This is a genomic window from Ruegeria sp. B1 (assembly GCF_056535885.1).
In genome coordinates, this window is the sequence record NZ_JBQFJA010000001.1 from 1,434,632 (window position 1) to 1,459,259 (window position 24,628).

Annotated in this window: 26 protein-coding genes; 10 read left to right on the forward strand and 16 right to left on the reverse strand. The window is 58.6% G+C overall.

Annotated features, from left to right (window positions below; genetic code table 11):
- Positions 1-202 precede the first annotated feature (202 nt).
- Positions 203-427: a hypothetical protein gene (locus tag ACR3ES_RS06895; RefSeq protein ID WP_480425095.1), complete on the forward strand. Its 225-nt coding sequence runs from the start codon at positions 203-205 to the stop codon at positions 425-427.
- A 48-nt stretch (positions 428-475) separates the two neighbouring features.
- Here the strand turns inward: ACR3ES_RS06895 and ACR3ES_RS06900 are convergent, their stop codons facing one another.
- The 7 genes from ACR3ES_RS06900 to rbfA form a co-directional block, all read right to left on the reverse strand.
- Positions 476-1,204 carry an SDR family oxidoreductase gene (locus tag ACR3ES_RS06900; RefSeq protein ID WP_170428413.1) on the reverse strand — a complete coding sequence of 243 codons (729 nt, stop codon included), beginning with the start codon at positions 1,202-1,204 and terminating at the stop codon, positions 476-478.
- A gap of 314 nt (positions 1,205-1,518) precedes the next feature.
- Positions 1,519-1,788 carry a 30S ribosomal protein S15 gene (gene rpsO, locus ACR3ES_RS06905; protein ID WP_170428415.1) on the reverse strand — a complete coding sequence of 90 codons (270 nt, stop codon included), beginning with the start codon at positions 1,786-1,788 and terminating at the stop codon, positions 1,519-1,521.
- Between the two features lie 143 nt (positions 1,789-1,931).
- Complete coding sequence (locus ACR3ES_RS06910) at positions 1,932-2,951, reverse strand: calcium-binding protein (RefSeq protein ID WP_170428418.1); 1,020 nt, start codon at positions 2,949-2,951, stop codon at positions 1,932-1,934.
- Positions 2,952-3,046: 95 nt separating this feature from the next.
- The gene (locus ACR3ES_RS06915) at positions 3,047-3,550 is read right to left on the reverse strand and encodes a DUF1643 domain-containing protein (RefSeq protein WP_170428421.1); all 504 of its coding nucleotides are present in this window, start codon (positions 3,548-3,550) and stop codon (positions 3,047-3,049) included.
- A gap of 21 nt (positions 3,551-3,571) precedes the next feature.
- Positions 3,572-4,477 carry a tRNA pseudouridine(55) synthase TruB gene (gene truB / locus ACR3ES_RS06920; RefSeq protein ID WP_170428424.1) on the reverse strand — a complete coding sequence of 302 codons (906 nt, stop codon included), beginning with the start codon at positions 4,475-4,477 and terminating at the stop codon, positions 3,572-3,574.
- A gap of 54 nt (positions 4,478-4,531) precedes the next feature.
- On the reverse strand, positions 4,532-5,275 hold the full coding sequence (locus ACR3ES_RS06925) for a phosphodiester glycosidase family protein (RefSeq protein ID WP_170428427.1): 744 nt from the start codon (positions 5,273-5,275) through the stop codon (positions 4,532-4,534).
- Positions 5,272-5,667, reverse strand: coding sequence for a 30S ribosome-binding factor RbfA (gene rbfA / locus ACR3ES_RS06930; RefSeq protein ID WP_170428431.1), 396 nt, complete (start codon positions 5,665-5,667; stop codon positions 5,272-5,274). Before rbfA ends, ACR3ES_RS06925 begins: the two co-directional genes overlap by 4 nt.
- Before the next feature lie 90 nt (positions 5,668-5,757).
- Between rbfA and dapB the strand changes: the two genes are divergently transcribed.
- Complete coding sequence (dapB, locus tag ACR3ES_RS06935) at positions 5,758-6,567, forward strand: 4-hydroxy-tetrahydrodipicolinate reductase (protein WP_170428434.1); 810 nt, start codon at positions 5,758-5,760, stop codon at positions 6,565-6,567.
- 14 nt (positions 6,568-6,581) lie between these two features.
- On the opposite strand, the gene ACR3ES_RS06940 is transcribed toward dapB, so the two are convergent.
- The 3 genes from ACR3ES_RS06940 to tmpA form a co-directional block, all read right to left on the reverse strand.
- Complete coding sequence (locus ACR3ES_RS06940) at positions 6,582-7,448, reverse strand: hypothetical protein (protein ID WP_480425097.1); 867 nt, start codon at positions 7,446-7,448, stop codon at positions 6,582-6,584.
- A 135-nt stretch (positions 7,449-7,583) separates the two neighbouring features.
- Positions 7,584-8,174, reverse strand: coding sequence for a (R)-1-hydroxy-2-trimethylaminoethylphosphonate oxygenase (gene tmpB, locus ACR3ES_RS06945; protein WP_170428439.1), 591 nt, complete (start codon positions 8,172-8,174; stop codon positions 7,584-7,586).
- On the reverse strand, positions 8,171-9,307 hold the full coding sequence (gene tmpA / locus ACR3ES_RS06950; protein ID WP_170428442.1) for a 2-trimethylaminoethylphosphonate dioxygenase: 1,137 nt from the start codon (positions 9,305-9,307) through the stop codon (positions 8,171-8,173). The genes tmpB and tmpA overlap by 4 nt, the downstream gene beginning before the upstream one ends.
- A 99-nt stretch (positions 9,308-9,406) precedes the next feature.
- Between tmpA and ACR3ES_RS06955 the strand changes: the two genes are divergently transcribed.
- A complete protein-coding gene (locus tag ACR3ES_RS06955) occupies positions 9,407-10,261 on the forward strand; it encodes a LysR family transcriptional regulator (protein WP_170428445.1) in 855 nt (284 codons plus the stop codon).
- Between the two features lie 4 nt (positions 10,262-10,265).
- Here the strand turns inward: ACR3ES_RS06955 and ACR3ES_RS06960 are convergent, their stop codons facing one another.
- The gene (locus ACR3ES_RS06960; RefSeq protein WP_170428449.1) at positions 10,266-10,448 is read right to left on the reverse strand and encodes a DUF1674 domain-containing protein; all 183 of its coding nucleotides are present in this window, start codon (positions 10,446-10,448) and stop codon (positions 10,266-10,268) included.
- Positions 10,449-10,537: 89 nt separating this feature from the next.
- On the opposite strand from ACR3ES_RS06960, the gene ACR3ES_RS06965 reads away from it, so the two are divergent.
- From ACR3ES_RS06965 to ACR3ES_RS06995, 7 genes are all read left to right on the forward strand, one after another.
- The gene (locus tag ACR3ES_RS06965) at positions 10,538-11,815 is read left to right on the forward strand and encodes a transcription antitermination factor NusB (protein ID WP_170428452.1); all 1,278 of its coding nucleotides are present in this window, start codon (positions 10,538-10,540) and stop codon (positions 11,813-11,815) included.
- A 70-nt stretch (positions 11,816-11,885) separates the two neighbouring features.
- Positions 11,886-13,625, forward strand: a complete 1,740-nt coding sequence (locus ACR3ES_RS06970; RefSeq protein WP_170428455.1) for a heparinase II/III domain-containing protein — start codon at positions 11,886-11,888, stop codon at positions 13,623-13,625.
- Positions 13,626-13,647: 22 nt separating this feature from the next.
- On the forward strand, positions 13,648-15,237 hold the full coding sequence (gene purH, locus ACR3ES_RS06975) for a bifunctional phosphoribosylaminoimidazolecarboxamide formyltransferase/IMP cyclohydrolase (protein WP_170428458.1): 1,590 nt from the start codon (positions 13,648-13,650) through the stop codon (positions 15,235-15,237).
- Positions 15,237-15,737 carry a signal peptidase II gene (gene lspA, locus ACR3ES_RS06980; protein WP_170428461.1) on the forward strand — a complete coding sequence of 167 codons (501 nt, stop codon included), beginning with the start codon at positions 15,237-15,239 and terminating at the stop codon, positions 15,735-15,737. Before purH ends, lspA begins: the two co-directional genes overlap by 1 nt.
- A gap of 28 nt (positions 15,738-15,765) precedes the next feature.
- Positions 15,766-16,284: a DUF3035 domain-containing protein gene (locus ACR3ES_RS06985; RefSeq protein WP_170428464.1), complete on the forward strand. Its 519-nt coding sequence runs from the start codon at positions 15,766-15,768 to the stop codon at positions 16,282-16,284.
- Positions 16,285-16,364: 80 nt separating this feature from the next.
- Positions 16,365-17,705 (forward strand): M16 family metallopeptidase, encoded by a 1,341-nt coding sequence (locus tag ACR3ES_RS06990; protein WP_480425099.1) that lies wholly within the window; start codon positions 16,365-16,367, stop codon positions 17,703-17,705.
- Entirely contained in the window at positions 17,702-19,012 is a 1,311-nt protein-coding gene (locus ACR3ES_RS06995; RefSeq protein ID WP_170428470.1) for a M16 family metallopeptidase, read from the forward strand. The genes ACR3ES_RS06990 and ACR3ES_RS06995 overlap by 4 nt, the downstream gene beginning before the upstream one ends.
- Before the next feature lie 2 nt (positions 19,013-19,014).
- Here ACR3ES_RS06995 and ACR3ES_RS07000 read toward each other — a convergent pair whose 3' ends face one another.
- From ACR3ES_RS07000 to deoC, 5 genes are all read right to left on the reverse strand, one after another.
- Positions 19,015-19,812, reverse strand: coding sequence for an endonuclease/exonuclease/phosphatase family protein (locus ACR3ES_RS07000; protein WP_480634418.1), 798 nt, complete (start codon positions 19,810-19,812; stop codon positions 19,015-19,017).
- 134 nt (positions 19,813-19,946) lie between these two features.
- On the reverse strand, positions 19,947-20,765 hold the full coding sequence (locus ACR3ES_RS07005; RefSeq protein ID WP_170428475.1) for an SDR family oxidoreductase: 819 nt from the start codon (positions 20,763-20,765) through the stop codon (positions 19,947-19,949).
- A gap of 217 nt (positions 20,766-20,982) precedes the next feature.
- Complete coding sequence (locus tag ACR3ES_RS07010; protein WP_170428478.1) at positions 20,983-23,316, reverse strand: aldehyde dehydrogenase family protein; 2,334 nt, start codon at positions 23,314-23,316, stop codon at positions 20,983-20,985.
- Positions 23,313-23,552 (reverse strand): hypothetical protein, encoded by a 240-nt coding sequence (locus ACR3ES_RS07015; RefSeq protein WP_170428481.1) that lies wholly within the window; start codon positions 23,550-23,552, stop codon positions 23,313-23,315. The genes ACR3ES_RS07010 and ACR3ES_RS07015 overlap by 4 nt, the downstream gene beginning before the upstream one ends.
- Positions 23,553-23,556: 4 nt before the next feature.
- A complete protein-coding gene (gene deoC, locus ACR3ES_RS07020; protein WP_170428484.1) occupies positions 23,557-24,555 on the reverse strand; it encodes a deoxyribose-phosphate aldolase in 999 nt (332 codons plus the stop codon).
- Positions 24,556-24,628 lie beyond the last annotated feature (73 nt).

A 24,628-nucleotide genomic window follows, 5' to 3' on the forward strand; every position in this document is an offset into this window, starting at 1 on the left:
GTGACCGAGAAGATTGATGGTCTTCACAAACCCTGTAGAAGTTTGGTCCCAACCAAGGCGGCTCCATTCCGGGAACGTGAACGGAAATTTGGTTCGGGCAACACGCCCACCGTATGCAAGTCGATGCCACTGGAGTGAGCATATTCGAGGAGCCAAACCAGCGATGCAAAGAAAGAAAAGGCCTTGAAAATGTAATTTCCTCATGCAGGTCGATCTTCCGTCGGGGGCGATTTTATTGACCAGTGATGCGATTTCCCGACCAGCAGAAATCGACGAGAAGTTTGCCGGGTCTTGGGACGAAGATGCAGCAATTGCCAGCGCAGACAGGTTGATGCGTCTGGCATCCGAGCGAGATGCCTTTGTAATCTATGGGCATTGTCCAAAGCAGTGGCCTGATCTGAAGAAAGCACCAGAAGTCTACAGCTGATCCCACCCCTTGGACCATTTTTTCGGAAAGTGATGTCGCGCCAAAGAATTATCTGACGTCGCGCCCTTGGTTCAGAATAATCACATTCCCACTGGAAACATCCCCTGCCGGTGAAATGAGAAAACCAACCCAAGAGGCGATTTGCTCAGGTAGCATCGCATGACCATGTGGCATGGCACTAACGGCTTTCTTCAAGACTTCCTCGGTCAAGACATTGAACAACGGTGTCTCAGTCATGGCAGGTGCCAGAGAATTTACACAGATTTTATCCTGTGCGTATCGACGGGCGAGGTCTTTTGTAAGGGTATCCATCGCTGCTTTTGACGCGCGGTAGTGCGGAGGGTCGAACACATCGAAATTGTAAGCACCGTTCGATGAGATATTTACAATCTTTTTAATGCCTTCGCGTTCTAACATCAATTGGACCGCTTGCTGGCAACAATGGAATGCAGAATTAAAGTTGATTTCCATCTGCTTTTCGAGTTCCTCGGGCGGAATGTGCGGGAAGTCAGACATAAAGCAGGTGCCAGCGTTGTTTACCAAAGCATCCAGACCGCCATGGGCTGTCCTAATGCGCTCAAACGTTTGAGCCACGGCCAAAGGATCAGTTAAGTCAACGTAAATAGGTGTGAAGTCCGAACCAAATTTTGATGCCAGTTCGTTCAGACGCTCTTCTTTGAGGTCCAGACCAATCACATGCAACCCGTTTGTCTGCAATTGGCGGCAGATGGCCTGCCCCATCCCGCCCGCGGCGCCGGTCACAACCGCTGTCTTCATGGTAACTCCTCCTACCTAGGTATGATTTGCGATACTTCGAATTAAAGAAGGAAACTCATACCCCTTTTTCTGAAAGCGGCGAAAGCCAATTTCGTTTAATTCAGTGCACGTTCGTTTTGGGCTCAAGCTAGACTTTGCAAAGTCAGCTTTCTGCGCCTTGCTGCCATATGGGGCGACAAACATCGCGAGTGCAGCGAACAACCGCTCGGTAGACATCAAGCACGAAAAACGCCCGCCAAATCGGCGGGCGTTTGATCTGTACATCTTGTACAATCAGGGTCGTGTGACCCATACAATGCGTACAAAAAAAGCGCCTAGCGGCGGATGCCCAGCTTTTTGATCAGGTCCTGGTAACGCGCTTCTTCTTTGCCCTTCAGGTAGTCTAGCAGCTTACGGCGCTGGGCGACCATTTTCAGCAGACCGCGACGACCGTGGTTGTCTTTCTTGTGGGTCTTGAAGTGCTCGGTCAGGGTGTTGATGCGCGAGGTCAGGATTGCAACCTGGACTTCAGGCGAACCGGTGTCGCCGTCCTTGGTTGCGAATTCTTTCATGACGCGTGTTTTTTCAGCGGCAGTGATCGACATCGGGGTCTCCTTCAAAGGTTAGAGTTAATGGCGCAGGCCGGGATGTCGTCCAGCACAGGCCCATGGAGAAAACCGCACCGATTCCGATGCGGATGGGCGCGTATAGGCGCTTTTGAAAGGAATGGCAAAGGGTTTCTGGGGCTCTAGCCCATCGATCCATATTGGGCCAGTTCGGCCTCGGTGATCAGCTGAATATCATCAAGGCTGATACCGTCTGCGCCAAAGACCTGGGCAACTTCCTCTCCGTCTACAACGATGCGGGTCAGGTTGGGAGTGTCCTCATCCTGTTCGATCTGAATGTCGGGGTTGGTCTGGTCTTCCCAGGTGATAAACAGTTTATCATCTCCCGGTTCAAAGCCCATGATTGTGACATCCTCGGCCTCCGAACTTAGGACAATGTCATCAGCCCCGTCGCCCCCATTGGCCACATCTGATGTATGGGCCACGATGGTATCGTCGCCATCACCCCCATTCAGAAAGTCGGTCTGGTCGAACGCTTCGTCGTCACCGCCAAGCAGCAGATCATCGCCATCGCCCCCGAATAGCGCGTCGTTGCCCGCGCCCCCCGTCAGCCTGTCATCGCCATATCCGCCATGCAGCGCGTCATCTCCTTTGCCACCCGCCAGAGAGTCATCACCCTGACCACCGTAGAGCGTATCGTCGCCCGCGCCACCGTCCAGTTCATCGTCACCGAAATGACCCGCAAGTAAGTCGTCGCCCTGATTGCCGAACAGCAGGTCGTCACCGTCTTCGCCGTGCAGCGTGTCCTCCCCATGACCGCCGGACATCACGTCCTGCCCATCGCCGCCATGCAAAACGTCATTGCCGCATCCGCCGTTGATCAGGTCATCGCCGCCATAGCCGTTGATCTGGTCGTTCCCCTCCTGCCCGCTGATCTCATCCACTCCATCCGTTCCTGCGATCACGAGATCGCCCAGATGTTCGGAAATCACCGTACCTGTTGAAATGTCGGGGATGTCTTCTGTCGCGGGCGAATCGACATTTTCGCCGATCTCCAGAAACTCACCTTCGGGGATGTCGTCGGCGATATCGTCCCGCAGCTCGTCTTCGTCCCGCTCGTCTTCTTCCGAGGTCAGAACATCGCCAATCGCATATGCTGCGCCACCAACGGCTGCCAATCCAATCAATCCGGCCAGAAACATGGTAACCCTCCGAAAGCAAGCTGCTCCGAGGGTGGACTATCCCATCCGGCCTGTTGGTTGGTCAAAGCCAAGCTGGAGATGTGGTTAACCCGTTGTCACCAGGTTTCGGGCTGTTGGGTGTATGCGATATACAGCGGATGTTTCGGGTGGCCGTCTTTCGTCAATCCCAGATGAAACAGAGGGTGCCCGGTGTTCCGCAGCAGGGTTTCCACTGTTGGTCCGCGCTCCAGATGGGAGCCATGGGTGCCCCATGCCGCGATCACTTGATCGGCCCATTGAACGCCTTCCAGAATGGCCGCGTCGTTCCCGGGGCCTACCGGATCGAGGGCAGCACGCATCTTGCGCGGGTCAGTGTCGCGCCAGGCAAAGATGTTGGTCACTTGAAATGCCCCGAACCCCAGGGCCCGCGCCCGGCGTTCGCAGCGTTCAACCGTGGGATCATTCTGCACCTCAGTCGCGGTCGACGGGTTCAGCATTACAAACAAAGCTTTGCGACCCTCGGGATCCCAGACACGGGTGAGGCTATAGCGATAGCTTTCGCAATCAGAATAAACAGCGGTTGAGGGCGCATCGCCCTTGGTGTGGGTTCGAGTGATCATGCCAATCGCCTAGCACGTGGATCAGGCAACGAACACCCGGCTTGGGTGAAGCTCGCCGGATTTGTAGATGCCCACCGCGACGGCCTTGCCGTCGAGCGAGGCCCAGGCCTCATCGCCGTACTCCACGTCTGAGGCCAGAACCATACCCGGATTGCCGTTGCGCAGGCGGGTGGCGCCCTCGGGGGTGCATTTGAGTTCCGGAAGATCAGACAGGCCGGTTTCCAGCGGGTGCAGATGCTCGTCTAATGCCGTGGTCTTGGCCATGTCGTCGATCTGTTCGATGGTCAGACCATCCTCAGCCTCAAACGGGCCGGACCAGATGCGGCGCAGTTCTTTGACGTGGCCGTGGCAGCCGAGAGCGGCTCCCAGATCACGCGCGATGGAGCGGACGTAGCCGCCCTTGCCGCAAGTCATCTCCAGCACCACATGGTCATCGTCGGGGCGATCAACCAGTATGAGTTCTTCGACCCAAAGGGGGCGGGCGGTCAGTTCCATGTCCTCGCCATCGCGGGCCAGTTTGTAGGCGCGTTGGCCGTCGATCTTCACAGCAGAGAACTTCGGCGGAACCTGCATTATATCGCCCAGAAACGGGCTTAGCGCCTGTTTGATGTCCTCATCCGAGGGACGCGCATCGCTTTGTGCAATCACCTCACCCTCGGCATCGTCGGTATTGGTGGCCTGTCCCAGACGCACGGCGAAAGTGTAGGCTTTCAAAGCATCGGTGATGTAAGGAACGGTCTTGGTCGCCTCACCCAGAGCCACGGCCAGAACGCCGGTCGCCTCAGGGTCTAGCGTCCCTGCATGGCCCGCTTTCTTGGCCTCCATCGCCCAACGTACCTTGTTGACCACTGACGTCGAGGTCATGCCCGCAGGCTTGTCCACAACCAGCCAGCCAGAGATGTCGCGACCTTTACGTTTGCGTCCCATTTCGCACCTAATATCTTGCCGAGGCGCGCGAGTTAGCGGATCGCTCAGGCGCTGTCAATTTGCAGGCGCGTCCTCGACCACGCCGACGATTGGGCCCAGCGAAAACCCGACATCGGATCGGTTGTTCGCGCGGTCGTACATGCGAGAGATATTGCCATCGAAGAACAGCGCATTTGGTGTTTCCAGAACATCCCGGAACAGGCTGCCGAATTCGTGAAAGGTGACATAGCCATCCGAGATGGCGAACACTGCTCGCGTTCCATCCGCGCTGGTGCCCACCCCGTTGCGCACGTAGAGCGAGGTCGAATCGGGCAGAAAGCGCGGATGCAACTCTCCGTCGATCACCAACATCGGACCGGATTGGGTGGCAAAGCGGCAGGTCGGCGCCTGATCGACAAACTCCAGCGTCTCATACACATCGGCACGGCCCTCGCGGATGCAGAACACCCCGTTGGGCAGCAGGCCGAAATTGCCGGGGCCGGGGTTGGGGATCACGCGCATCTGCTCCTGACCCTCTTCAACATAATGGCCAACGGGCGAGCGGTCGTCATGATACATGCCCGCATTCATCGCAAAAGCGAGGCGCTTACCATCGGATTCAAGCGCCTCGTTCACTGAGGAAAAATGCCCGAGCAGATTGCCGTTCTCATCGTTCAGAAACAGGCGCAGGTCTTCACTGCTGGCGTCCGCCTCACAGACCGTATAGCGCTTGTCCTGATGCGTGACCTTTTCGCAGGTCACTGCCCCGGCTTGCGCGGCCCAGAGGATTGCACCAATCGTGGCGGTCAGACGGATCACTCGTCCAGATCGCGGCGCACCGCGTCCTGTTCGAACATACGGCGGGTGTCATCCAGTCGGTCAAACGTATCGTCCAGACGGAACCGCAAATCAGGCGAGAATTTAAGCCCGACCTTCTTGCCGACCATGCGCCGCAGCTCACTTTTGTTTCGCGCCAGCAGGTCGATCACCTCGTCCTGACCTTTACCCCCCAATGGCAGCACATAGGCGGTGGCGATCTTCAGATCGGGCGAGGTGCGCACTTCGCCGACTGTGATCGAGAGGCGGTTCAGATCCGGGTCGTGGACGTCCCCGCGCGCCAACACCTCGGACAGGGTGCGACGGATCAATTCGCCGACACGCAGCTGTCGCTGGGAGGGGCCGGGGCCATCGTGAAATTTGTTCTTTGCCATGCCCCCGATCTAAGCGCAAAGCAGGGCTTTGCCAAGCGGGCGCGAACGGGGTAGGAGGCTTTGAGCCGACTTTAGAAAAGGACCAGCGCCATGACCCATATTCCGGGGATCGTCATTACAGGGGCTTCGGGCCGTATGGGGCAGATGCTGATTAAGACCGTCACCGACAGCGATCAGGCGCGTCTCGTAGGCGTGGTCGAGCGTAAGGGGCACGACTGGATTGGGCAGGATGTGGGTGAAGCAATGGGCGGTCAGGCCCTTGGGGTGACCGTCACCGACGACCCGCTGGAGGCTTTTGCGCAGGCGCAGGCGGTGATCGACTTTACCACGCCCGAAGCGACGCTGGAGTTTGCGGCTCTCGCAGCGCAGGCACGGTGCGTGCACGTCATTGGCACCACCGGGATGACCGAGGAACAGATTGCTGCGTTGGAACCGGCGTCTCGGCATGCGGTGATCGTGCGGGCGGGGAACATGAGCCTGGGTGTGAACCTGCTGATGCAACTGACCAAAAAGGTTGCGGCGGCTTTGGACGAGGATTTCGATATTGAAGTGATCGAAGGGCATCACCATCACAAGGTCGATGCGCCTTCGGGCACTGCGCTGATGCTGGGCGAGGCGGCAGCCGAGGGGCGGGGCGTCAAACTGGACGATGTGTGGGACAGAGGCCGGGACGGCATCACCGGCGCCCGCAAGCGTGGGGACATCGGGTTCCACGCCATCCGGGGCGGCGACATTGTCGGCGAACATGACGTGCTGTTTGCAGCCCCGGGAGAACGGATCGTTCTGCGCCATGTCGCGTCAGACCGTGCCATCTTTGCCCGCGGTGCCTTGAAGGCTGCGCTTTGGGGGCAGGGCAAGGCACCGGGTCAGTATGACATGGTCGACGTACTAGGACTTTAGATTCCGCCAACGGTTCACTGAAATGCTGACAGACCCGGTGGTAACGCTCCGTTGCTGTCTGAGTTCACGCGGTCGGATAACGCTCCTAGCCGCTGATCCCACGTGGGATAGAGACCGGTCAGAGCCAGTGTCAGACGCTCTGCCCCGATGGACACACCCATGGGAGCCGCATCGCCGCCGATGATGATCTCCCCGATTTCGGTCCAATTGTCAGATGGCGGGTAGGCGGTTGGCGCGGCCTCGTCCACATCGCCGATGCGGTAGTAGACACCCATGGTGACAACGTACGCGTTGCCAAACGGATCGGGGAAGAAATACCCCGACGCGTCCCGCGCGGCGAGCGCTTCGGCTTCATTGCGCAGCAGAACTTTCTCCTGATACGGCAAGCCCAAATCATCTAGTACGGTGCCCATGTCGGATGATTGCGGCACGCTCACAAAGGCGATGCGCGACGGGTCCAGCCCTAGGGTTGCGGTCAACATCTGAACCATAAGCTGCGTCGTCACCTGACCGTCTGCACCCTGAATCGGGTGACACCCCACTTCGTGGAACAGCGGAAGTATGTCTGGGCGACTCTTTTCTTCAACATCTGCCACCCGCGCCAGTGGTTGAACCACGAAAGCTTCGGTCGGCAAGGCGAACTGGTCGAAGTCATGGCGCAGGCCACCATTGTAGTCCTGTCGTTGTGTCACGATCGAAAGGGGCTGAACCTCGCTGAAACCGAGATCTGAGAAAGCGTTTCTGAGACGAGACAGTGTGTCCTGATACGCGGCTTCAAATTCGTGGTTCTGATCTGCGGCGGCGAGTGCGCGCCGCGGCAGCATTGCACCGAATGTGGCTGCGGTTCCCAACTGACCGGCCCTGCGTCTGTCCAAATCCATCTTGGAGGTCCTCCAAATACCATCGTGAATGGTTCCGCCTCCAAGTAAAGCAGAAGACTGCGTCAGGCGTTAAGAAAATCTGAAATCCGCGCGGTGGATGGGTCGAGCGAATTGATAAACAAAATGGACATTGGCTCAGGTCAGACGCAGATGAAGGTCGACCATCCGTTGCACCATTGGCGCAAAATGGGCGAAATCGGGTGTTTCCATATCGGCGCGTTTACCGGCCTCGTCCAGATAGCGAACCTGAATGATTTCTTTCAGGTTTGGGTTCATCTCGAACTCGGTGACTTCTTCGGGGCTCATGGGTCCACCTTGCAACTCCAGCGTGTGAACCGACGCAACGGATAGACGATTGAAATATTCGGTTTTGGTCGCGCATAGGTACCGCTTGGCTGCCACGTGATACCGGCAGCAATCTGTGATCACACTGGGAAAGAACTGCTCCAGCACATCTGCACCGGCGTCCTCATGATGGCGGTCTTCGGTGTCGTCCGGGTGATAGGTGCCGAATTCCGAGGTGAAATGTCCGATATCATGCAGCAGGGCGCCAACGATGATCTCTTCGGGCATCCCGTTTTGTTCGGCGATGGTCGCACCTTGCAGCATGTGCTCGGCCATGGTGACCGGCTCGCCCAGATACTCCTCGCCTCCTCGCCGATCAAAGATATCGGCGATGAAGGCGACGATGTTGTCTCGGGTGAGTGTCGAAAAATCCGGTTTCATTCCGCCGCCTCCGGCTGCGCCAAGTCCATTACTGCGAGGGTCGAGAGCAACCCGTCCTTGTCGGCGTAGCACCCCTGCAACCAGCGTGAGCCTGCGCCGGAATAGCCAAGACGCGCGTGCAGTACACGGGTGTTGTCGACAATAAAGCTTTCGCCCGGTTCAAGTTTGAACGACACGCCCATTGCGGGATCGTCGATGATTTCGCCCAGTTGGCGGTATGCGGCGTAAAAGGCCTCCATCTGGTCAAACGGCACATCGACAAACGGTGCGGACGACCGGTTGTTAAACCGGATGCCCATCAATTCGCCATCCGGAGACAGCTCGATCATCGGACGGCGCGACCGCAGGCAGACCCCGTCCGCGCCTTTGTATTCGAACCGCGCCGGGTAGCCTGCCAGCAGGGCAAAGCCCCCGGGGTTCTGCTCACGCAGTCTTTCAGCCGCGCGGAACCCGTCGACAACAATCGAGTCGCCACCTTTGGCGCTGTTCTCAAGGCAATAGAGGATTTGCAGCGTGGGCACCGGGTCACGGTAGGGGTTGTCGGTATGGGCCTGAAGACCTAGCCCGGTATAGGCAAGGTTGGTCGGGTTCACCTCGGTCCGGACCTCGAAGTAAGGGCCATAGTTGGTTTCACGCACATAGCCAAACAGATCGGCGACCTTCAGAAGCGACTCGGGCGCGGTTGGCCCGCCGGTTAGCTTGGCGAATCCGAACTCAGCCACTGCCGCCAGCCAGTCGCGTTTGGTGGCGGGGTTGGTGTGGATAGCGGTCCAATCCGCGCTCGGCGCCTCAAGACCACGCTCCCACGTTGTTATGCCTTGGGCGGTCCATCCGGCTGGGCGATCATGAACACAGTCATAGTTATGCTCGGCTAGCCAATCTGCTGGAAAAATGACCGTCTTGCCTTCTGGGTGAAACGTGACTTGTAAGTTCCCGTTTTGCACAGCAACCTCGCGGACCGAGATATCGCACGGAATGTCGCCAATCGTGATCAGGCGTTGACCGTTACCCGGTGCGCGGGTGTCCGGGTCGAGCGCATTGTCGCGCAGCCAGATGGCGTGAAAGCGGGACAGCGCTCCGTTCTCGAACTCTACGGACACGACCGAGGCGTTGTGGGTGGCGGTGCGCAACATTGGGGCTCTCCTGTTCGGCGCGGGCTTTGGTTGAGCAGATACGCCCCTTGTGGCATTACGACAATTAATCCTTCTTTCTGCTAAGGCTTGGAAAAACTAATGGCAAAGAAAAAGATAGGGTTGCCACCATTGGACTGGTTGCGCGTATTCGAAGCTGCCGGTCGATTGGGCGGGTTCTCGGCTGCGGCGCGTGAGTTTGGATTAACGCAGGCTGCGGTCAGCCAGCGGATTGGTAACCTCGAAGCATGGCTGGGCCGGTCCTTGTTTGTCCGCGAGGCGCGGGGTGTATCGTTGACGGTCGAAGGGGAAAGCTATCTGCCGCTGGTGCAGGACAGTCTACAGGCCTTGGAGCGCAACACCGAAGACCTGTTCGGCAGGGCTCCGCGTGAGTTGCGGGTCGCGGGATTGTCGTCCCATATCCATGCCCTGGTGTTGCCCGCGTTGCCACGGTTTCACACCCAGCGTCCAAAGGTACGGGTGGTGACGGATTCCGTTGCGCGCCGTTCGTCCCTTGATGAAGAACGCACTTGGCTCCAAATCCGCTATGGTCGCGGCGCGTGGCCCGGGCGCGATGCGGCTCTGATCGCGCGCGAATTGCTGGTGCCTATGGCCGCGCCGGGCAACAACTGGGGCGCGCCGCTGATTGACTTGCGCGGTGAACGCCCCGGGTGGCGCGACTGGGCTCAGGTATCAGGTCAGAACGACCTTCCGCCCGCAAAAGTTAGCTTTGATTCGATGGAACATGCAATTTCGGCGGCAAGGCAGGGCATGGGTGTCGTGCTTGGGTCCGTCCCTTTGGCATCGGGTGAATTTCAATCTGGGCAATTGCGCAAGCTGGAATTGCCGGATCTGCATACCAAGGATGGGTACTGGCTGACCTGGCCAGACGAACGCGCAACGTCCAAGAAACAGCGCGCACTGATCGAGGATTTTCTGGATGCCCTGCGGGGATGAGCGATCAGAAATCGATGGCGATACCTTTTTTCTCCCAATCGCCATAGCGGGCCGGGTCCGGTCCATCGCGACCGCCCAGTTCCTTTGGCATCTTCTTTGCCTGCGCCTCGGCCTTACGGCGACGCTCTTCCGCTTCGGCCAGAGCGCGTTGTGCGGCAGGCGGCAGATCTTTGCGGTCGTCACTCATGACATCGGGTTCCTTTCCATGCACCGCCTTGATATACGCCCCCGTCCGCCGATGGCAATGCGGGCGGGGATCATATCAAGGTGGCGAGAGTGTCCAATAACGCAACAGCAGCGCGACGCAGCGCAATCTACCTGCTGGATCAGGTTCTGGGCGAAGGGCGTCTGTTGTCGGAATGTCTGGCCGCAGGGGCCTTGGATCGGTTGGACCCCGAGGATCGCGCGCGGGCCCAGCGACTTGCGCTGGAAACCCTGCGTGGACTGGAACGAGCCGACCGTCTGTTGAACAATCATGTGAATCGAACGCCTGCATTGACGGTTCATAACGCTCTACGACTTGGGACAGTTGAGCTGTGCGCCGGCGAGGCTGCGCATGGCGTGGTCAATTCGATGGTCGAGATCGTCGGGCGCTCGCGCAAACACGGTCGTCTCAAGGGGCTGGTCAACGCCGTGTTGCGCAAGGTTGCAGCCGAAGGGCCCGAGGCCTGGCCCAAAATGCGGGTGCCGCGCCTGCCGGAATGGCTGCGGGAGCCCCTGGATGCCGCTTGGGGGATCGATGCTGTGACTGCGATGGAGCAGGCACATTTCGACGGCGCACCGTTGGATCTGACCTTAAAGCCGGGATGCACAGGACCGTCCGGAGAGGGTCTGCCGACCGGATCGGTTCGGCTGCAAAACGCGGGCCAGGTCTCGGCGTTGTCGGGATACAAGTCCGGGGATTGGTGGGTCCAAGATGCGGCGGCGGCATTGCCGGTTCGCATTCTGGCTCCGCAAGCGGATGAGACGGTGCTGGATCTTTGCGCCGCGCCCGGGGTTAAGACATTGCAACTGGCTGCTGCCGGAGCGCAGGTCACTGCGCTGGATGTTTCCGAATCCCGGATCGAACGGGTGCGCGAGAATCTGGCACGCACCAAATTGAAAGCGCAGATCGTCGTCGCAGATGCATTGGCGCATCAGGGTCAGTACGATGCAATCCTGCTGGACGCGCCCTGTTCTGCAACCGGCACGATCCGGCGTCACCCCGACCTGCCCTTCGCCAAGGACGGCTCGGAATTCGGCGGCCTGATCGCGTTGCAGGCCGCTATGCTGGCCCATGCCTGGACGTTGCTGAAACCGGGAGGACGGCTGGTCTATTGCACGTGCTCGCTGCTACCCGACGAGGGTGAAGTGCAGATCGAAGAGGCCTTGGAACAGTATCCGGACATGCGTGTGGATGGCGCAGCGCTGGAGGTTCCGGGTGTTGAAAAAAGCTGGATCACGACCGAAGGCGGGCTGCGCCTGCGCCCGGATTTCTGGCCGGATCGGGGCGGTATGGATGGATTCTACATCGCTTGCCTAAACAAATCCGCCCGAGGTCACGCTTTTCGATGACTTGACGATCGCCCCGGTCTATCGTTGGTTCAAGCGCCAGCAGAGCGCAAGGGGCAGAGTAACACGCGTCATGTCAAGTTCAGACACCATGGCCACAAGGTGGATGCGGTTTCAAAACCGTTATTATGCTTGGCTGAGTCAACGCCGCAAAGCGGTCACGGGGTTTGTGGCACAGCCCGAGCCGCGCACGATCGGGTCCTTTGCACGCGGGCGGCAACTTGTGGCTGGCAACCTGCTGTTTGCTGGATATCTGGTCGAGGCACAGGACACCGGGCTTTGGGACGTAGCCGCGCCGACTGCAGGATTTGATGACGAACGACACGGTTTTGCCTGGTTGGATGATCTTGCCGCCGTTGGTGACATGCGCGCACGGGAAAAAGCACAACGCTGGGTCTGGGGATGGATCGACGCACATGGTCGCGGTCGGGGGGCCGGATGGGCGCCGGACGTGACCGGACGGCGGGTTATGCGTTGGATCAATCACGCCGTATTCCTATTACGCGGGGTTGATGAGAAGCAGAGCCAGTTGTTCTTCCTGTCGTTGTCGCAACAGACCTGGTTCCTGTCCAAACGGTGGCAGGCAGCCACGCCGGGATTGCCCCGGTTCGAAGCTCTGGCGGGATTGGTGCAAGCCGGTCTCGCCCTTGAGGGTCTGGAACAAATGGCCGATCCGGCCCTGCGCGCTTTGGCGCGGGAATGTGATCGGCAGGTGGACGCGCAGGGCGGGATACCCACCCGTAATCCCGAGGAATTGTTGGACGTGTTCATGCTGCTGACCTGGACCTCGTCTGCGCTGAGCGAGTTGGGCCGGGGTACGCCGGGTGCACAGGCAGGTGCTATCAAGCGCATCGCGCCAACCCTGCGCGACCTGCGCCATTCGGATGGGGGGCTGGCTCGGTTTCATGGTGGCGGGCGCGGTGTCGAAGGCCGGTTGGATCAGGCCCTCGCGCAAAGCGGGGTAAGGCCGCAACACTTGCCCGGCCTGTCGATGGGCTATGCCCGCCTGTATGCCGCGAGAACCAGCGTGATTGTGGATGCGAGCCCGCCTGCACAGGGGGCGGCGTCCTACAACGCGCACGCTTCAACACTGGCATTCGAACTGACGTCGGGTCGCCGGCCGTTGATCGTGAATTGTGGGTCAGGGGAAAGCTTCGGTCTTGAATGGCGGCGCGCAGGGCGTGCCACACCGTCGCATTCGACCCTTTGCCTGGATGGGTACTCAAGTGCCCGGCTGACCAGTCTTGTTGCAGGCACCGAGAACCAAGCGCTGGTGGATGCACCGCAGGATGTCCCGGTCGAATCTGAGAACACGTTTCAGGGCGTCCAGTTCATGGCGGGGCATGACGGATATACCAAGGTGTTCGGCCTCACCCACGCCCGCACGTTCGAATTGCGGTTTGACGGGCGCGAACTGACGGGCGAGGACATCCTGCTGACCGCCACCGACAAGGAGAAGCGGCAATTTGACCGGGCGATGGATGCTTCCGGTCTGAAAGGCATCGGTTTTGACATCCGGTTTCACCTGCATCCCGATGTGGACGCGGCCCAGGATTTGGGGGGCGCTGCGGTGTCCATGGCGCTCAAAAGCGGTGAGATATGGGTTTTCCGTCATGACGGCGTTGGAAAGTTGTCTGTTGAACCAAGTGTTTATTTGGAAAAAGGTCGCCTGAAGCCCCGCGCGACAAAACAGATTGTTCTATCCGGGCGCGCAATGGAGTATGCGACGCGCATCCGGTGGACGTTGAGCAAGGCGCAGGATACAGCCTATGCCGTGCGTGATCTGCACCGGGACGAGCCCGAATTCGACTGACGCCAAAAGGATCCTTGGACTTATGACCGATTTTCACCCCGTGCGCCGCGCGCTCTTATCCGTTTCCGACAAGACCGGATTGATCGAGCTGGGGCAGGCGCTGGCCGAACGCGGGGTCGAGCTGTTGTCGACCGGCGGCACTGCCAAAGCCCTGCGCGACGCCGGGCTCGCGGTCAAGGATGTCAGCGAGGTCACCGGCTTTCCCGAGATGATGGATGGACGGGTCAAGACGCTGCACCCGATGGTGCATGGGGGCCTGCTGGCATTGCGCGACAATGACACGCATGTCACCGCGATGCAGGAACACGGCATCGGCGCGATCGATCTGCTGGTAGTGAATCTGTACCCGTTTGAGGCGACAGTGGCCAAGGGTGCCGGTTACGACGAATGCATCGAAAATATCGATATCGGTGGCCCGGCGATGATCCGCGCGGCCTCTAAGAACCATGCTTTTGTCAGTGTGGTTGTGGATGTCGAGGATTACTCGTCCCTGCTGGATCAATTGGAAGAGAATTATGGCAAGACCTCACTGGGTTTCCGTCAGTGGCTGGCGCAAAAAGCCTATGCGCGTACCGCAGCTTATGACGCCGCCGTTTCCAATTGGATGGCTGAGGCGTTGCAACTCGACGCCCCCAAACGCCGTGCCTTTGCCGGTGAGTTGAAACAGACCCTGCGCTATGGCGAGAACAGCCATCAGCAAGCTGCTTTCTACACCGATGGGACAGGCCGTCCTGGTGTTGCGACTGCGGTGCAGCATCAAGGCAAAGAACTGAGCTATAACAACATCAACGACACGGATGCCGCCTTTGAATTGGTCGCCGAATTCGATCCTACAGATGGGGCGGCTTGTGCGATCATCAAACATGCGAACCCTTGCGGGGTTGCGAAAGGTTCGACGTTGTTAGGGGCTTACAAAGCGGCTTTCGATTGCGACCGCACCTCGGCTTTTGGTGGAATCGTGGCCCTGAACCAGCCTCTGGACGCCGAGACCGCGCAAGAGATCACCGGTATCTTTACCGAAGTTGTGATTGCCCCCGGTGCATCGGACGAGGCCAAGGCGATCTTTGCAGCCAAAAAGAACCTGCGCCTGCTGACCACCGATGGCCTGCCGGATATCACCGTAAGTTGCAAAACCGTGCGCCAGGTGGCTGGTGGTTTGCTGGTGCAGGACAAAGACAATGGCTTTGTCGGCATGGATGATCTGAAGGTTGTGACCAAAAAGGCCCCGACTGCGGAACAGATGCGCGATTTGCTGTTCGCGTGGAAAGTGGCCAAACACGTCAAATCCAATGCAATCGTTTACGTCAAAGGCGGCGCGACCGTGGGTGTCGGCGCAGGGCAGATGAGCCGGGTCGACTCGGCGCTGATTGCGGCGAAGAAAGCCGAACGCATGGCAGACGTTCTGGGCCTGCCGCAGCCGCTGACCATCGGGTCTGCGGTTGCTTCGGATGCATTCTTTCCTTTCCCCGACGGTCTGATGGAGGCCGCCGAGGCGGGGGCGACCTGCGTGATCCAGCCGGGCGGCTCCATGCGCGACGACGAGGTGATCGCGGCGGCGGATGAGGCCGGTCTGGCCATGGTTTTCACCGGCATGCGCCATTTCCGTCACTGATGCGGTACCGTCTACTGCTCTGGGCCGGTTTGGCCGCATTTCTGATCGACCAGATCAGCAAGTATCTTGTTGTTCATGTCATGCGTGTTGCGGAACAACCCGGAGGCATCGATGTTCTGCCGCCGTTGGTTGTGTTCAAATACGGCGAGAACAGAGGTATCAATTTCGGCCTGTTTCAGGGCGACAGCGACGCGGCCCGCTGGATTTTAGTTGGCATTTCACTGGCCATTTGTGTCGCGGTTCTGATCTGGTTGCGGCGCAGCGCACCATCCAATCTCATGCTGATTTGCGGTGGCTTGTTGATCGGTGGCGCCTTGGGCAACGTAGTGGATCGCATCCTCTATGGATTTGTTCTGGACTTCCTGAACATGTCCTGCTGCGGGATCAACAATCCGTTTGTGTTCAATCTGGCGGATGTGTTCATTTTTGCAGGGGCACTCGGTCTGGTGTTGTTTGAAAACAAAAAAAGGCCTCGTGACGTGCCGGACGATATGCTTTAAAAGCACCCGAAACAGGCTGGAGACACCCATGCGCATTCTGCGTGCCTTATTTGCACTGACGACAGCCGCCGCTGTGGCGGGGTGTTCGGATATCGGTCTGCGAAATCTTGAGCCGCCGGGTCAGGGTCCCGATGAATTCTCGGTTCTGCCTGTCAAACCCCTGACTCAGCCGCAGGATTATGCGTTTCTGCCTGCACCTTCACCGGGTGGAACCAATCTGACCGATCCGACCCCCAAGGCGGACGCGGTTGTCGCGCTGGGCGGTAATGCTGCGGCGCTGAACCCCAATACGGGCATTCCGTCATCGGATTCGGCGCTGGTCACGGCGTCGAGCCGTTATGGCGTTCCAGCGAATACGCGTCAGGTATTGGCTGAGGAGGATGCGGAATTCCGCAGGCGTCAGGCGCGCTGGACACGGCTTCGCCTGTTCCCGGTAGACCGGTATTCTGAGGTTTATCGCCGCGAGGCGATTGATGCCGACGCACAGAACGAAGCGGCGCGGCGCGTGGGCATTGAAACGCCCTCAGCACCGCCAGCCAATGAATAATTCTTAACTTTCCGTCATCGGCCTTGAACCCGGCGGGCTCTACCGTAGTTTGAAATGTGAAACGAAACGGAGGACGCCCCATGGTTCGGGCCCTGGCATTGTCGGCTGCCCTGATTGCCGCCACCCCTGTTCTGGCCGAGGACGGGCACGAGGCGGTCACCACATTTACGTTGGATAACGGCATGGATGTCGTGGTGGTCGAAGATCACCGCGCACCGGTTGTGCAGCACATGGTCTGGTATCGTGTCGGATCGGCGGATGAGCCTATCGGGGTGTCCGGCGTGGCGCATTTCCTGGAACATTTGTTGTTCAAGGGAACCGAGACTCTGGAGCCCGGCGAGTTTTCGGCAACCGTTGCGGCCAACGGTGGCAACGATAATGCGTTCACGTCTTACGACTACACCGCCTATTTCCAACGCGTCGCCGCAGACCGTCTGGAACTGATGATGCAGATGGAGGCAGACCGGATGCGCAACATCCGCCTGACCGAAAACGACATTGTTACCGAGCGAGATGTGATCCTCGAAGAGCGCAATCAGCGCACAGAGAACAACCCGCGCGCCTTATTTGGGGAACAGATGAGCGCGGCGCAATATCTCAGCCACAGCTATGGCGTTCCCATCATCGGATGGCAGCACGAGATGGAGATGCTGGATATGGACGACGTATTGGCGTTCTACGAGACCCATTATGCGCCGAACAACGCGATCCTTGTCGTTACGGGTGATGTCGACCCCGCAGAAGTGCGCGAAATGGCAGACCGTTACTACGGCGTGATTCCGGCCAATCCGGACGTGCCCGAACGCGTTCGCTCGCAAGAACCGCCGCAAATCGCCGAGCGCCGCCTGACCTATAAGGACGCGCGGGTGGCGCAGCCATATGTGCAGCGCAGTTATCTGGCGCCCGAGCGGAACCCGGGCGAACAGGAGAAGGCCGCAGCGTTGTTTCTGCTGGCCGAATTGCTAGGCGGCAGCACGACATCCTATCTGAACGAAAAGTTGCAGCTGGAAGAACAATTGGTCGTTTATGCTGGCGCTTTCTATCGGGGCGTATCTCTGGATGACACAACCTTCGATCTACTTGTTGTTCCTGCGGCTGGTGTGTCCCTGCAAGAGGCCGAGGATGCCATGGATCAGGCTGTGGCAGACTTTATTGCTGAGGGTGTCAACGCAGAGGATCTCGACCGGATCAAGATGCAATTGCGCGCTGCGCAGATCTATGCGCGCGACAATGTCGACGGGATCGGCAACCGCTATGGGCGGGCCCTAACCAGTGGCCTGACGGTAGAGGATGTGCAGGCTTGGCCAGATGTTTTGCAGGCGGTGACCGGAGATGAAATCATCGCCGCGGCGCGTGAAATCCTGCAGCCTGAAACATCGGTCACCGGTTGGCTGATGCGCGATGATGAGGTGACGCAATGAGAGCTTTTTTCACGACGCTGATTGCCATTGTCGTTGCAATCCCCGCATGGGCTGAGATTGAGATCAAGGAAGTGACGTCGCCGGGCGGGATCACCGCATGGCTGGTTGAGGACCACGCGATCCCCTTTACAGCGCTGGAATTGCGCTTTCGCGGTGGCACGTCTCTGGATGACCCAGACAAGCGCGGTGCGGTCCACCTGATGAGTGGCCTGATCGAAGAGGGCGCAGGCGACATGGATGCCCGCACCTATGCGCGAGAGCTGGAATCCCTAGCAGCCTCTTTCGGGTATAATGCAAGCGATGATACGGTTTCGATCTCCGCTAAATTCCTGACTGAAAACCGCGATGCGGCCATCGACCTTTTGCGGACGACGATCCATGAGCCCCGGTTCGATCAGGATGCGGTGGATCGAGTGCGGGCGCAGGTGCTTTCGGGTCTCAAGTCGGATCAGACTGACCCGAATGACATCGCCGGGCTCAACTTTGCCGAAATGGCCTATGGAGAACACCCTTATGGGTCGGAAGGTAAGGGCACGATCGAAAGCGTTTCGGCGCTCACACGCGACGATGTGGTCGCGGCCTATGACGCTGTCTTTGCCAAGGACCGTCTGTATGTGGGCGCCGTGGGCGACATCACCGCGGAAGAGCTTGGCACGCTGCTGGACAAACTGCTCGCGGACCTTCCCGAAACAGGGAAGCTGATCCCGGAACGGGCCGAGGTCACGATCTCTGGCGGGATCAGCGTGGTCGACTTTGACACGCCGCAATCCGTGGCCCTTTTTGGACAGAAAGGCATCGACCGGGATGATCCGGACTTTTTTGCCGCCTACATCCTGAACCACATTATCGGCGGCGGCGGGTTCGAAAGCCGCCTGATGCAGGAAGTGCGCGAAAAGCGCGGCCTGACCTACGGTGTGGGCACATATCTCGTGCCCAAGGATTTGGCATCGGTCTATCTGGGATCGGTGTCATCGTCCAATGATCGCATCGCCGAAGCGGTTGAGGTCATTCGTGATGAATGGGCCCGTGCCGCTGCCGACGGCGTGACCCAGAAAGAGCTGGATGACGCCAAAACCTATCTGACCGGTGCCTATCCTCTGCGGTTTGACGGGAACGGGCAGATCGCGGGCATCATGGTTGGGATGCAGATGGAAAACCTGCCTATCGACTACATCGCCACACGCAATGATCAGGTGAACGCCGTGACGCTGGAAGACGTGAATCGCGTCGCGTCCGAATTGCTCGATCCGGACGGGCTGCATTTCACAGTTGTCGGCAAACCCGTGGGTCTAGAGACGACGAACTGAGATCAGGCCTCGATTTCAACCGTGAGCAGGCAGTGATCGGACAAATCCCGTAAGAATGCCTCGCGTTCGTCGTCAGGTTTGTCCACCCATCCTGACACCTGAACCGAGTAGTTTTCTCCGGAGCCGTTCGGACCAAGGGGGGTAAAGGTCATCAGGTTACTAGCCATCGCGTGGTCCAGATCTGACGTGAAATTTCGGCCCATCTTTTTCCAGGTGACGTCGTGACTTTTACTCAACAGCTTCATGTCGTTTTTGATTGCAAAATCGGATAGCGCAGTGATTTCGCTGCCCCCAGGAACAATCAAATCAGATTTGCGCTGCGTCGGAAACTGCAGGCCCATCGTGTTCAGGTCGCCAATTACCAACAGGCGCTCTCGTTTATTCCCGACTTTCTTGTCGAGCGATTTGCGCAGGTTCCAGACCTTGTCGAACATCTCATAGCGGTTCCCAAAATCACGGGCTTCGGTGCCACTGTCCGTATGCAGGAACAGAATATTGTACCAAGTTCCAGAGGTCTTGAACGATAGCAAGGCACCGGGTCGCAGATAGGGATTGTACAGATTGAACTGGCGCTTTTGCGAAAACGTCACCTGGTCCATCTGACCGCGCCGCCATCCGACCAGAATTTCCTTGGACGCTTTTCCGCTCCCGTCGTGGCCTTCGGTGAAGCCGAAATCAAACTCTGGAAATTCCGTGTCAATCAGTTCCAGAATATCAAGAGTTTCTACTTCCAGAATGCCAAAGATGTCCGGCTTTTGGGATTTGATTTGTGCGGCAACCGAGCGAACACGCTTTTTCAAAGCCGCGCTGGATTTAGGTTTTTACCAAATTCCTTCACATTCCAGCAGGTAACACGGATAGTCATGATCGTACTCCTCCAATAAACTATGACGAATGCGATCAGGTTGAGACATCCCTGCCGGGTTTTCAACGTTTATTGGGATTTGGATTTTGTCATCGAGCGCAGCATATCGCCCATCATCTGGCCAAATTTTCCTGACCCGCGTTGATAAAGCGCGCCATCGACCGACAGAACCGTGCCGCTGATATAGCTGGCCATGTCAGATGACAGAAACAGACAGGCGTTCGCGACGTCCTGAACTGTTCCCCAACGACCGGCCGGAATATCCCTGCGGATTTCATCATGCATGTTCTCATTCGGGGCCAGTCGGCGTGCGCCTTCGGTGTTTTCGATGAACCCCGGTACAACCGAGTTCACGCGGATGCCTTCAACACCCCACTCCATAGACAGCGTCCGGGTAATCTGATCGACGCCGGCTTTTGCAGCACAGACATGCGCCTGACCTTCGTAGGGCAGAAACGCCTGCGGTGCCGAGATGTTGAGGATGCTGGAACCCGGACGTTTCAGATGCGGGTACGCCCCTTTCAAGACGTGGACGGTGCCCATCAGATCAATGTCGACAACGGATTTGAAAGCGTTGACCGACATCTCGGCCGTCAGCGCCGGGAAATTCCCGGCTGCACCGGACACTAGAATGTCGAAATCTCCGAAGGCATCGTGGAACTGTTTCAACCCTGCCGCCACAGCGTCCGGATCGCGCACGTCAAACGCCGCACCCATAGCGTCTGCCGCACCTGCCGCTTTAAGTGCTGCGACCGTATCGTCCACTTTTTCCTGCGACCGGCTGGCCACCGCAAGTTTCGCGCCCGAGGCAGCAAAGGCCTCGGCAATACCACGATTGATACCGCTGGTCCCACCAATGACGACGACGGTTCTTCCTGAAAAATCCATGTGGGCCTCCCTAGTTATGATCAGCCATGTTTCCCTGCTTCAGCTCGCCACGCATCTTTTCAACCATCGGAATCGCTAGGTTTTCGACGTTTGCGAGTAGGAAGGCCAAACACGCCAAAGCACCAATCATGCACCAAATCACGAAGCGAACTACGGTGGTTTTAGTCGTTTTGTCTGTAGGTAGTACCAAATTGGCTATTCCCGTGATGCGGGAGCCCTACTCGCCGTAGGGCACCCAGATGTTTTTCACTTCGGTCGCAGCTTGCAGGAAACGGCGCGAATGATCTACGCCCCAATCAATTGCCGTGGCGTTATTGACCCAGGTCCGTTTCAGGTTCCCGGCTGAGACGACCTCGATCTCTTTCGACAGATCCGTCGATGAGAAGGACCAGACCGCATCCACGTTCAGATGCGAGGCCAGTGGCTCGGCCATTTCCGCGTGGCTGCCGGTCAGGATGTTGACCACACCGGCAGGCACGTCCGAGGTTTCGAGGATCTGATAGAAATCAGTCGCCGCCAGCGGATAGGGTTCCGATGCGGCCAGAACCACCCGGTTGCCCATGGCAATCGCAGGCGCCATAGCCGAGACCAGCCCTAGCAATGGCGCTTCATCCGCACAAAGTGCGCCGATGACGCCAACAGGCTCCTTCATCGCAATCGCCACACCCCGGATCGGAACGCCATGCACCTGACCGTCATATTTGTCGGCCCAGGCAGCTGCAGTGAACAGGCGCTGGATCGAGGCTTCGACCTCTTTCGTAACGTCCTTCTTGCCGGTCATGGCATCAATGCGCGCGGCAAACTCATCGGCGCGGGCCGAGAGATTCTCGCCGATATAGTACAGAATCTGCGCCCGCAGATGACCGGTTGTCTTGGACCAGCCTTTGGCCCCCGCAGCAGCCTCGACCGCGTTGCGGACGTCCTTGCGGTTGGCCAGACCCACATGGCCCAGCAGGCCGGATTTGCCCCAGATGGGTTTTGAATATCCGCTGTCGGGTCGCGCCTGTTTGCCGCCGATATACATCTTGGCGGTGCGGTCGATGGGATCGACCGGGGCCCCTTCGCCCATGATCGCCTCGACCTTGGCCAGTGGCTTAGCCTTGCCTTTGGATTTGGTATAGGCCGCCAGACCTTCCCAGCCGCCTTCCCGGCCAAAGCCGCTTTCCCGCACGCCGCCAAACCCTGCGGCGGCGTCGAACAGGTTGGTGGCATTCACCCAGACCACGCCCGCAACCAGCTTGGGCGCGATATCCAGCGCCAGGTTCACATTCTCGGTCCAGACCGTCGCGGCCAGGCCGTAACGGGTGTTGTTGGCCAGCTCGACCGCCTCTTCCGGCGTGCGGAAGGTGGACGAGACCAGTACCGGGCCGAAGATTTCCTCCTGCATCAGCGGATCCGAAGTTTCGAGACCCGAAATCAAGGTCGGCGGGTAGTAGCAGCCGTTTTCCGGCAACTCACAGGCGGCCTGATGCATATGCCCAACCGTGTTGCTTTCGACCATGCTCTTGATGGTCTGCAGCTGAACCGGGTCCACAACCGCGCCAACGTCAATGCATTTGTCCAGCGGATCACCGATGCGCAAGCCATCCATCCGAGCGCGCAGTTTCTCGTGGAAGCGGTCGGCGATGCCTTCCTGCACCAACAGGCGCGATCCCGCGCAGCAGACCTGACCCTGATTGAACCAGATCGCGTCGACCAGACCCTCAATCGCGCTGTCGATATCGGCGTCATCGAACACGACATAGGCGGATTTCCCGCCCAGCTCCAACGTCAGCTCCTTGCCCGTGCCCGCCGTCGCCTCACGGATGCGGCGACCCACGACGGTCGAGCCGGTGAACGCGATCTTATCCACGTCCGCGTTTACGATCATCTCGCCTACTGCGCCATCACCAGTCACGATGTTGACCACACCTTTGGGCAGCCCGGCCTGCGTGCAGATATCAGCGAACAGCAGCGCAGTGAGCGAGGTATACTCGGCCGGTTTCAGAACCACCGTATTACCCATCGCCAGCGCAGGCGCGATCTTCCACGCCAGCATCAGCAAAGGGAAATTCCACGGGATGATTTGACCGCAAACGCCCAAGGCCTCAGCATCGGGCAGCTCGCTCTCCATCAACTGCGCCATGCCGGCGTGGTAGTAGAAATGCCGTTGCGCCAGAGGGATGTCGATGTCACGCGATTCCCGGATCGGCTTGCCGTTATCCATGCTCTCCAGCACCGCAAATAGGCGGGAATGCTTCTGCAACAGACGTGCAATGGCATAGAGATACCGCGCACGGCCTGCGCCACCCAGTTTCTCCCACTTGGGTTGCGCCTTGCGGGCAGCGGCGACGGCAGCGTCCACATCAGCTTGCTTCGCCTGGGTCAGCTTGGCCAGAACCTCTCCGGTCGCGGGGTTGCGGCTGTCGAACCCTTTGCCGGGCTTGGTGAAAACCCCGTCGATGTAGTGCCCGAACTTGTCACCCTGATCGACCAGCCAAGCCAATGCTTCCGCGGCGCTTTCAAGGGCGGGACCGTAATCCATGGTCTCGAATATTTCTTTGACTGTCATAGCCATATCCACCCGTCTCGGGATTTTTCTATTTTAGATTCATCTACGAGATTCTGAGCTGCCCATCGCATTTCGTATTGCCAAGTGTAGAATAGAGTTTCATCTCTTCTCAGTTCCTGCTCGTGAATTCGCCAGATTTCTCGTGCGACTTCGACAATTGTCATCTTTTTATTTGCTTCGCGCAAAACGTCAGCAACCCATGGCTCCAAGAGTTCTTTTACTTCTTTCGAGGTCATCGTTTTATCCCATCGAATGCCTGTAACCAGCCGAGTAGGACCCGGTAACATAATGTTCCAACTGCCGTTCGATATCACCCAGCAGCGACGAAGCACCAAAACGGAACAGGTTGGGCTCTAGCCAGCGGTCGCCCAGTTCATCCTTGATCAGCGACAGATAGACCAGCGCGTCTTTGGCTTTCGAAATCCCACCGGCGGGTTTGTATCCAACGCGATATCCCGTGCGGTCATAATAGTCCCGGATCGCGCGGATCATCACCAGACTGACGGGCAGGGTGGCGTTGATGCTTTCTTTGCCGGTCGAGGTCTTGATGAAATCCGCCCCGGCCATCATGCAGACCAGCGAAGCGCGCGCGACGTTGCGCAGGCTGCCCAGCTCTCCGGTCGCCAGAATGGCTTTGACATGGGCATCGCCGCAAGCCACACGGAATGCCTTCATCTCATCATACAGGGCCTGCCAGTCCCCCGACAGGACGTGACGGCGAGAGATGACGATGTCGATTTCCTCTGCGCCGGCCTTTACGCTTTCTTCGATTTCAGCCACGCGCAGGTGGAACGGGGAGAGGCCCGCGGGAAACCCCGTGGAGACGGCTGCAACAGGAATGCCGGTGCCTTTCAGTGCCTCAACCGCCGTTTCGATCATGTCATGATAGACACAAACCGCGCCGGTTGTGATCGCGGGCATATCCAGCGCTTGTAAGGTTGCAGGCGCAACCGGCTGGCGCGCCTTGGCGCACAAGCGGCGCACGCGCCCCACGGTGTCATCGCCCGAAAGGGTAGTCAGGTCGATCATTGTAACGGCCTTCAGCAGCCATGCCGCCTGATACTCTTTCTTCACTGACCGCCGGCCCGGCAGGGTTGCCGCGCGGCGTTCAATGGCCGAGGTGTTGGCCTGCACGGCGCGGACCCAATCCAGATCCAGATCCATCCCCGGGTTCCGGGGTTCGGTCACTTGCGGCAGATGCGCGGTGCGCACGGCGCTGTCTGAGCTCTGCGTGTCCATCTTTGCGTCCTTTGGGAGGTTTGCGTCAAAATCGCACGGGATAGGACCAAATGGAAGGTTTGCTGCCTTTCGT